This is a genomic window from Streptomyces sp. NPDC008137 (assembly GCF_042957035.1).
Taxonomy (GTDB): Bacteria; Actinomycetota; Actinomycetes; order Streptomycetales; family Streptomycetaceae; genus Streptomyces.
In genome coordinates this window covers 1-9,051 of sequence record NZ_JBIBHN010000064.1, presented here as the reverse complement: position 1 = coordinate 9,051, position 9,051 = coordinate 1, and the positions used below count along the sequence as shown (strand labels likewise).

General features: G+C 71.8%; 8 protein-coding genes and 1 riboswitch. Of the genes, 2 read left to right on the top strand and 6 right to left on the bottom strand.

Annotated elements, in window-relative coordinates:
• The first annotated feature begins 138 nt into the window (after positions 1-138).
• Positions 139-237, top strand: a complete 99-nt coding sequence (locus ACFZBT_RS40620; RefSeq protein ID WP_391115608.1) for a DUF397 domain-containing protein — start codon at positions 139-141, stop codon at positions 235-237.
• Here the strand turns inward: ACFZBT_RS40620 and ACFZBT_RS40615 are convergent.
• Entirely contained in the window at positions 221-1,390 is a 1,170-nt protein-coding gene (locus ACFZBT_RS40615; RefSeq protein WP_391115605.1) for a steroid 3-ketoacyl-CoA thiolase, read from the bottom strand. The genes ACFZBT_RS40620 and ACFZBT_RS40615 overlap by 17 nt on opposite strands.
• Before the next feature lie 227 nt (positions 1,391-1,617).
• Between ACFZBT_RS40615 and ACFZBT_RS40610 the strand changes: the two genes are divergently transcribed.
• Complete coding sequence (locus tag ACFZBT_RS40610) at positions 1,618-2,856, top strand: cytochrome P450 (protein ID WP_391115602.1); 1,239 nt, start codon at positions 1,618-1,620, stop codon at positions 2,854-2,856.
• 175 nt (positions 2,857-3,031) lie between these two features.
• On the opposite strand, the gene ACFZBT_RS40605 is transcribed toward ACFZBT_RS40610, so the two are convergent.
• From ACFZBT_RS40605 to ACFZBT_RS40585, 5 genes are read right to left on the bottom strand one after another with little or no spacing between them, the layout of a single operon-like run.
• Positions 3,032-3,871 (bottom strand): ECF transporter S component, encoded by an 840-nt coding sequence (locus tag ACFZBT_RS40605; RefSeq protein ID WP_391115598.1) that lies wholly within the window; start codon positions 3,869-3,871, stop codon positions 3,032-3,034.
• Positions 3,868-5,508 carry an ATP-binding cassette domain-containing protein gene (locus ACFZBT_RS40600; protein WP_391115595.1) on the bottom strand — a complete coding sequence of 547 codons (1,641 nt, stop codon included), beginning with the start codon at positions 5,506-5,508 and terminating at the stop codon, positions 3,868-3,870. The genes ACFZBT_RS40605 and ACFZBT_RS40600 overlap by 4 nt, the downstream gene beginning before the upstream one ends.
• Positions 5,505-6,632 carry a CbiQ family ECF transporter T component gene (locus tag ACFZBT_RS40595; protein ID WP_391115592.1) on the bottom strand — a complete coding sequence of 376 codons (1,128 nt, stop codon included), beginning with the start codon at positions 6,630-6,632 and terminating at the stop codon, positions 5,505-5,507. The genes ACFZBT_RS40600 and ACFZBT_RS40595 overlap by 4 nt, the downstream gene beginning before the upstream one ends.
• A complete protein-coding gene (locus tag ACFZBT_RS40590; RefSeq protein ID WP_391115588.1) occupies positions 6,619-7,257 on the bottom strand; it encodes an SCO2322 family protein in 639 nt (212 codons plus the stop codon). Before ACFZBT_RS40590 ends, ACFZBT_RS40595 begins: the two co-directional genes overlap by 14 nt.
• Positions 7,254-8,462 (bottom strand): prenyltransferase/squalene oxidase repeat-containing protein, encoded by a 1,209-nt coding sequence (locus ACFZBT_RS40585; RefSeq protein ID WP_391115585.1) that lies wholly within the window; start codon positions 8,460-8,462, stop codon positions 7,254-7,256. Before ACFZBT_RS40585 ends, ACFZBT_RS40590 begins: the two co-directional genes overlap by 4 nt.
• Positions 8,463-8,591: 129 nt before the next feature.
• Positions 8,592-8,666, bottom strand: a riboswitch (cobalamin riboswitch).
• Positions 8,667-9,051 lie beyond the last annotated feature (385 nt).

Below are 9,051 nucleotides of genomic sequence, written 5' to 3'. Positions count from 1 at the left end.
TCCGCCTTGCAGCTGCACGCACCAGGCCCCGCTCACCGGCGTCGAAGAAGTGCTGCCGATTCCCTGCGCCGTGATCCAAACGACAGGCCCTAGCCGTTCGGTTGTTCCGCACTCGCGTCGAGCAGGAGCAGTCCACGGCTGCTCTCGGACTCCAAGAACCCGGCGGGACCGATCCTCACCCTCGACCCCGCCACGTTCACCACTTTCATCAACTGGACGACTACAACCGCTGAATGATCGTGCCGGTGGCCAAACCGCCCCCCGCACACATGGTGATCAGCGCGAACTCCTTGTCCGTGCGCTCCAGTTCATGAAGCGCCGTCGTGATGAGCCGGGCCCCGGTGGCTCCCACCGGGTGCCCGAGCGCGATCGCCCCGCCGTTGACGTTCACCTTCTCCAGGTCCTGCTCGAAGACCCGCGCCCAGCTCAGCACCACCGACGCGAACGCCTCGTTGATCTCGACCAGGTCGATGTCCTTCAGGGACATCCCGGCCTTGCCCAGCACGGCGTTCGTCGCGTCGATCGGTCCGTCGAGGTGGAAGTGCGGGTCGGCTCCCACCAGCGCCTGGGCCACGATCCGGGCCCTGGGCCTCAGCTTCAGGGCGCGAGCCATCCGTTTCGACGCCCACATGATCGCCGCCGCCCCGTCGGAGATCTGCGACGAGTTGCCGGCCGTATGTACCGCCGTAGGCATGATCGGTTTCAAAGAAGCCAGCGCCTCCGGCGACGTGTCGCGCAGGCCCTCGTCCTTGTCGACCAGGCGCCACATGCCCTGCCCGGCGTGCTGCTCCTCCTCCGTCGTCGGGACCTGGACGGCGAAGGTCTCTCGTTTGAAGCGCTCCTCCGCCCAGGCGTGGGCGGCCCGTTCCTGGGAGGCGAGGCCCAGCGCGTCGACGTTCTCCCTCGTCAGGCCTCGGTGGCGGGCGATCCGCTCGGCCGCCTCGAACTGGTTGGGGAGGTCGACGTTCCATTCGTCGGGGAACGGCTTCCCGGGCCCGTGCTTCGAGCCCGACCCCAGCGGCACCCGGGACATCGACTCCACCCCGCAGGAGATGCCGACGTCGATCACGCCCGCGGCGACCATGTTGGCCAGCATGTGCGAGGCCTGCTGGGAGGACCCGCACTGGGCATCGACGGTCGTCGCGGCCGTCTCGTACGGCAGTCCCATCGTGAGCCAGGCCGTGCGCGCGGGGTTCATGGACTGCTCCCCGGCATGGGTGACCGTACCGCCGACGATCTGTTCGACGCAGTCGGCGGGGATGCCGGTGCGGCCCAGGAGTTCGCGGTAGGTCTCGCCCAGCAGATAGGACGGGTGCAGATGGGCGAGCGCGCCGCCGCGCTTGCCGATCGGGGTGCGTACGGCTTCGACGATCACGGGTTCGGCAGCCATGGGTGCGGGTCCTCTCCGGGAGGCTACGCGGAACTAGTACGCGTTCTAGTTCTGTCAGCAGTGTGCTGACGGTCACTCCGTGACCGCAAGGGTCGTGCGGGCAATTGAGGGGTCCATGCCTCTTGCTAGTTGTAGAACCCGTTACTACCGTCACCGCAACTCCGCACAGCTGATGGGCCGTCAGAACAAGAGTCGGAACGAGTCGGTACGAGTGGTGGGAGCCGCCCATGCCCTGTCCCGCGCTGCCCGAGGGGTTCGACTTCACCGACCCGGACCTGCTGCATCAACGCGTGCCCCTGCCGGAGTTCGCCGAGCTGCGCCGGGTCGAGCCGGTCTGCTGGGTGCCGCAGCCGGCCAATGTCGCCGGCTTCCAGGACGAGGGGTACTGGGCCGTCACCCGGCACGCCGACGTCAAGTACGTCTCCACGCACCCGGAGTTGTTCTCGTCGTACCTCAACACGGCGATCATCCGCTTCAACGAGCACATCGACCGCGACTCCATCGACGCCCAGCGGTTCATCCTGCTCAACATGGACCCGCCGGAGCACACCCGGGTCCGGCAGATCGTGCAGCGCGGCTTCACGCCTCGGGCGATCCGCGCCCTGGAGGAGCGGCTGCGGGCCCGCGCCCTCGCGATCGTCGCCAACGCCCGCGCGCACACCGGGCCGTTCGACTTCGTCACCCAGGTCGCCTGCGAACTGCCCCTCCAGGCGATAGCGGAGCTGATGGGCGTCCCGCAGGAGGACCGGGACAAGATCTTCGACTGGTCCAACAAGATGATCGCGTACGACGATCCCGAGTACGCCATCACCGAGGAGGTCGGCGCCGAGTCGGCCACCGAGATCATCGCCTACGCGATGAACATGGCCGCCGACCGCAAGCAGTGCCCCGCCCACGACATCGTCACGCAACTCGTCGCGGCGGAGAACGAGGGCAACCTCAACTCGGACGAGTTCGGCTTCTTCGTGCTGATGCTGGCCGTCGCGGGCAACGAGACCACCCGCAACGCCATCACCCACGGCATGCACGCCTTCCTCACCCACCCCGAGCAGTGGGAGCTGTACAAGAGGGACCGGCCGTCGACGACGGCGGAGGAGATCGTGCGCTGGGCGACCCCGGTCGCCGCCTTCCAGCGCACCGCCACCCAGGACACCGAGCTGGGCGGCAAGCGGATCCGCAAGGGCGATCGGGTGGGGTTGTTCTACGCCTCCGCCAACCACGACCCCGAGGTCTTCGACGAGCCGGACGACTTCGACGTCACCCGCGATCCCAACCCGCACCTCGGTTTCGGCGGCGGCGGCCCGCACTTCTGCCTCGGCAAGTCCCTCGCGGTGCTGGAGATCGACCTCATCTTCAACGCCATCGCCGATGCCATGCCGGGGCTGCGGCTGGTCGACGATCCGCGTCGGCTGCGGTCGGCGTGGATCAACGGGGTGAAGGAACTCCGCGTCAGTACGAGCGGCTGAGCGGGGCGAAGGCGACGGCCCCGGGGATCAGGGGGCCGCCGCCTGGTCGTCAAGAGAAACAGGGCCCGGCACGGCCCGCAACGCCCCCTTTTACTAGGTACGGCCGCATGTGCGCCAAGGGCCGGACCTGTGACCGGGGCCTGTCGCTACGGCCTCGCTTCGTATGTGACACGGGTCATGTGGGGGGCTTCACTGCGGAGGGCGCGTCGAACGTGACCGGCGTCTCGAAGGCCGCCCGGCGGGTGGCGCGGCGCAATGCCCTGAGCACCGCCGGGCCGAGGGTCAGCGTCAGCACCACCGTGACGACGGCCCGGCCCAGGTCCCAGCCGAGCGAGGTGGCGAGGCAGTACGCGAGGAAACGGGCCAGGTTGGCGGGGACCGCCGCCTGCGGGTCGAAGGCGACGTTCGAGGCGAGCGCGCTCATGAAGGGCCAGCCCGCCATGTTCATCACCGTGCCGTAGGCGAAGGCGGCGAGGAAGCCGTAGGCCGCCAGCAGGATGAGTTCCGCGCGGCCGCGGAGCCGGTCCGGGCCGGGCAGCAGGCCCGCGCCCATCGCGAACCAGCCCATCGCCAGCATCTGGAACGGCAGCCACGGGCCCACCCCGCCCGTGAGCAGCGCGGACGCGAACATCGTCACCGAGCCGAGGACGAACCCGAAGCCCGGGCCGAGGACCCGGCCGCTCAGCACCATCAGGAAGAACATCGGCTCGATCCCGGCGGTACCGGCGCCGATCGGCCGCAGGGCGGCCCCCGTGGCGGCCAGCACGCCGAGCATCGCCACCGCCTTGGGGCCGAGACCGGACTCCGAGATCGCCGCGGCCACCACCGCCACGAGCAGCACCAGCAGGCCCGCGAAGAGCCAGGGCGCGTCCTGCGCGTGGGCGCTGAGCTGCGAGGTGGGCGGGGCGAGGAAGGGCCAGCCGAAACCGGCCACCCCTACGGCACTGACCAGGACCAGGGCGGCGAGGGAGCGGGGGCCGAGCCGAACGGCCCGGGCCTGGCGCTGGGGGTTCATGAGCCGGTCCCGGGCTGGAGGGCGGCGCGGACCTCGGAGACCGTGAGCCAGTGCCGCGGGGCCAGGATCTTGGTGACCTGCGGGGCGAAGGACGGCGAGGAGACCACGACCTCCGCCGTCGGGCCGTCGGCGATCACCTCGCCCTCGGCCAGCAGCACCACGCGGTGGGCGATCTCGGCGGCCAGTTCCACGTCGTGGGTCGCCAGCACGATGGCGTGTCCCTCGGCGGCCAGTTCGCGCAGGACATCGACCAGGCGGGCCTTCGCCGCGTAGTCCAGGCCGCGGGTGGGCTCGTCGAGCAGGAGCAGCGGGGGCCGGGCGGTCAGCACGACCGCCAGGGCGAGGGCGAGGCGCTGGCCCTCCGAGAGGTCCCGGGGGTGGGTGTCGTCGGTGACGCCTGGGAGCAGTTCGGTGACCAGGGCGCGGCAGGTGCCGGGTTCTGCCCGTGCGTCCTGGTCCGCCGCCGCGCACTCGGCGGCGACGGTGTCGGCGTAGAGCAGGTCGCGGGGTTCCTGGGGGACGAGGCCCACCTTGCGGACGAGGTCCTTGGGGGCTGTGCGGTGGGGGGTGGCTGCGCCGAGTTTGATGCTTCCTGAGGTGGGGGTGACCAGGCCGACGAGTGCGTTGAGGAGGGTGGATTTTCCCGCGCCGTTGCGGCCCATGAGGGCGATGGTTTCGCCGGGGGTGATGGTGAGGTCGATGTGGGTCAGGGCTTGGATGCGGGAGCGGGTTACGGAGAGGGCTTGGACTTCGGCCGTGGATTGTTCGCGGGTGCGGGTGGTTTGTGGCTGGTCGCGCAGTTCCCCGCGCCCCTGAGGGGCGATGTCCAGCTGTCGGCGTAGATCCGCTGCCCTTCGTCGTGCGTCTCGGACCGTCAGCGGCAAGGGGGTCCAGCCCGCCAGTCGGCCCAGCGCCACCACCGGGGGATACACCGGGGACACCGCCATGACCTCCGCCGGAGGGCCGACGATCGGGGACGCGCCCGGAGCCGGCAGCAGGGCGACCTGATCGGCGTACTGGATGACGCGTTCCAGGCGGTGTTCGGCCATGAGGACCGTGGTGCCGAGGTCGTGGACGAGGCGCTGGAGGACGGCCAGCACCTCTTCGGCGGCCGCGGGGTCGAGGGCGGAGGTCGGTTCGTCCAGGACGAGGACGCCGGGGTGCGGGGTGAGGACCGAGCCGATCGCGACGCGCTGCCGCTGGCCGCCGGAGAGGGTGGCGATGGGGCGGCCCCGCAGGTCGGCCAGGCCGAGGAGGTCGAGGGTCTCCTCGACGCGGCGGCGCATCACGTCCGGGGCGAGGCCGAGCGACTCCATGCCGTAGGCGAGTTCGTCCTCGACGGTGTCGGTCACGAAGTGGGCGAGCGGGTCCTGGCCCACCGTGCCCACGATGTCGGCGAGTTCGCGCGGCTGGTGCGTGCGGGTGTCGCGTCCGGCCACCGTGACCCTGCCCCGCAGGGTGCCGCCGGTGAAGTGCGGCACGAGCCCGCTGACCGCGCCCAGGACGGTGGACTTGCCGACGCCGGACGGGCCGGCCAGGAGGACGAGTTCGCCCTCGGGGACCTCGAAGTCGATGCCCTGGACGGTGGGTCCGGAGGCACCGTCGTACGTCACGGAGACATCTTCGAAGCGGATCACGACGGTTCCTTGGGCTCAGGGGCGACGAACGCGGGCAGCAGGCCGAGGAGGATCGCCGCCGCGGGCCAGACGGGGAGCGTGGGGGCCACGAGCGGCACCACGCCGGGGTGCAGTGCCGCGGGGTCACGGACCGAGGCGAGCACGAGCAGTGCGGCGACCGCCACGCCGGAGGCGACGACCAGCAGGGCGCGCACGTCCCAGTGGTCCGGGCGGTACCGGGTGCGCGGCGACCTCCGGCCGCCGAGCCGGAGACCCGCGAGGGCGGCGGCGAGGCCGACGAGCAGCACGGGCACCCCGTAGGCGGCGCTTTCGGCGGTGAGCAGCCCGTACGTTCCGGCGCACACGCCGAGCAGGCCGCCGAGGGTGAGGGCGGCGGTGGTACGGCGGACCGCGGCCGGGACCTGGGCCGTACGGCCGTAGCCGCGGGCGTCCATCGCGGCGGCCAGGGACACCGAGCGCTCCAACGCGCCCTCCAGGACCGGCAGGCCCACCTGCAGCAGGCCCCGGACGCCCTTGTCCGGACGCCCGCGCAGCCGGCGGGCGGCGCGCAGGCGCTGGACGTCGGCGATGAGGTTCGGCGCGAAGGTGAGGGCGACGACGACCGCGACGCCCATCTCGTACAGGGCGCCCGGGAGGGACTTGAGGAGGCGGGAGGGGTTGGCGAGGGCGTTCGCGGCGCCGACGCAGACGAGCAGGGCGGCCAGTCTCAGACCGTCGTACAACGCGAAGGCGAGGGCCTCGGCCGTGACCTCGCCGCCGAGGCGGATGCCCTGGGCCCAGTCGGGAAGGGGCACCTCGGGGAGGGCGACGAGGGTGTGGGTGCCGGGGATGGGGGAGCCGAGGACGATCGCGAAGAGAAGCCGGATGACCAGGACGGCGAGGGCGAGTTTGACGAAGGCGCCGTAGGAACGGGACCAGGGGGTCGCGGGGCGGCAGGTCGCCACGACATAGGCGGAGACCGCGATGAGGAGGCAGAGGAGCAGGGGGTTGGTGGTGCGGGTGGCGGCGGTGCCGAGGGAGAGGGACCAGAGCCACCAGGCGCCGGGGTGCAGAGGGGCCCGGGGCCGGCGCGGGGGGTGGGAGGGCGCGTCGCTGAGCCGGTCCGCGCTGCTAAGCCTGGTCACGCCGCCGTACCTGCCAGATCGCCGCCGCCCCCAGTGCCGCCACCACGCCGATGCCCGTCAGCAGGCCCAGGGACGGGCCGTTGTCGTCGGACGTGTCCTTCTTCGCCGCCGGTGCCGACTTCCGGGAGCTCGAAACCTGCTCTCCGCAGCCCCTTTGCGGGTAGCCCGCGATCGCGCACAACAGGGCGTTCGTGTCGTAGCGGAGGGGCTTGGCGACCGTCGCGAGGGCCTCTGCCGTGGTCGCGTCGAGGGCTACGCGGGCGCAGGCCGCCCGGGCGGGGGGCGGGGACTCGCCCTGGGGGGCGTCCGCCTTGGTGCCGGGGTCGATGACGAGCGCGACCCGCTTCCTGCCGTCCTGCGCGGGGGTCTTCGCGCAGATGGTCTCGAAGTCGGCCGTGCCGCGCGGCCGGGCCGCCTCGGAGGAGTCCTCGCTCACCGCGAAGCGGAAGCCCTGGACGTCGCCGTCCGAGGGGCGGGCCATGGACGGGCCCTGTGTCGCGTAGACCCAGCGGTCGCCTTCGCGGTCCCAGAACGACCAGTACCGGTAGCCGGCGGCCTGGGCCTGGCCCGCGCCCGCGATCAGCAGGAGCGAGGCCAGGAGGAGGGGAACGGCCCGGCGGATCACGACTGCTGCTTCTTCTTGCGGCCGGTGAAGAGGAAGCCGATGCCGATACCGGCGACGAGGCAGACCCCGACGTACCACCAGACGCCGAAGAAGTCCGACTTCGAGTCGCTCTCGTCCTCCGCCGACGCTGTCTTCTCGGACGTCTGCGGGGCCGGGCCCGTCGCGTTGAGCCGCTTCACCAGGTCCGTGCCGCCGAAGTCGCGCGGGTTCGCGCCCGTCGCGTGGGCGGCGAGGATCAGCTGGGCGTAGGCGGCGGGGCCGTTCTGGGCGGCCCAGGTCGCGGAGTTCTTCTCCAGCCAGCCCAGGGACTTCTCGGCTTGCGCGGTCTCGCCCCGCGCGGCGAGCGCGACGACCGCGTCGGCGGTGTTGCCGTGGTCGGGCTGGGGGTCCGCGCCGGCGAGGGCGGAGGTGAGGTGGTTGTCGTCCTCGGCGAGGGTCTGGGCGAGGTACGCGGCTCCGTTGTCGGCGGCCTGCTCCGGTGTACGGGGCTCAGCGCAGGTGGCGTCGGACTTCTTGCCGGGCTTCACCACCATGCCCTTGCCCAGCGCGCCCAGCACACCCGCCGCCGTGGCGTCCGCGTTGGCGGCCAGTTCGCCCTTCTTGTCGGGCTGGAACGCGAAGGCGCCGTCACCGTCCCCGCCGCAGGGCAGGGTGAGCTTCAGCAGGGCGTCGTAGGGCGACTTCCCGCCCTTCTCGACCTGGTCCGGCTTCTCACCGGCGGCGGCGAGCGCGCCGATGACGACGGACGTGGAGTTGGTGTCGCTGGGGCCGCCGGGTGCGTAACCCCAGCCGCCGTCCTTGTTCTGGACGGACTTGAGCCAGGTGATGGCCTTGCCGGTGACGGCGTCGTGCCCGCCGAGTGCGGCGAGGGCCTGGACGGCGGCGGCCGTCTGGTTGCTGTCCACCATGGTCTTGGCGTCGCACGCCGCGGCCGGATCGGCACGGTAGGGGGCGAACCCGCCGTCCTCGCACTGCTGCCGGACCAGCCACTCCACGGACTTGGCGGCCGGCTTCTCACCCACCGTGTCCTGGGCCAGCAGGGCGAGCGACTGGCGCCAGACGCCGTCGAACTTGGGGTCCTTGTCCCCGTACAGGGCGGAGGGGAACGCCTGGGACGGAGTCGGCGACGGTGCGGCGGCGGCCGGTGTGGCGGCGCCGATCACGGTGACGGCGGCCAGGACCGCGGCGCTGCGGCGGACGTTCATGATCGGCGGGTGCCTCTCCCTGTGAGGGAGCCGGACAGCACGGGACACCCCGGCGGCTCGGCTCCGTATACCTCGACGGTGCCGTGCACCGGCGGGCGCCGGGCACGTGAGCCGGTCACGAACCGTACGGGGCGATCCGGCTCACCGCCGATGGCGGCGGTTCACGGTTGCGGGTCAGCGCCGGAATTGCACCGGCTTCCCCCTGTACGGGTGTGATGACGACCTGCACACTGTACCCGCACGTCCAAAACGGGCCGAGGGCGCCGTACGGCCGGGTAACTTCGGCCCATGCCGACGGGGGCGGTGATGGAGCACGTGCGTGCCCACGGCCATCCGGTTCCCCAGGTCCGCCTGACCGGTTCGCCGTCTCCGACGACCCCCTGGCCACGGCCGCCCGCACCATGCTGGCCGCCCTCCTCGCGGGCCCGGCCCCTCTCACCCGGCCGAGCCTGACGGAGTCCCTGCACCGGCGGGCCTGCAATCCGACAATGAGCCCTAGGTCGTGTCCGCAAAGTGGCGGCATCGTTGGTTTGTTCGTGGTGCGTCGTCATGAGCTGACTGATGAGTCGTGGGCGGTGATCGAGCCGTT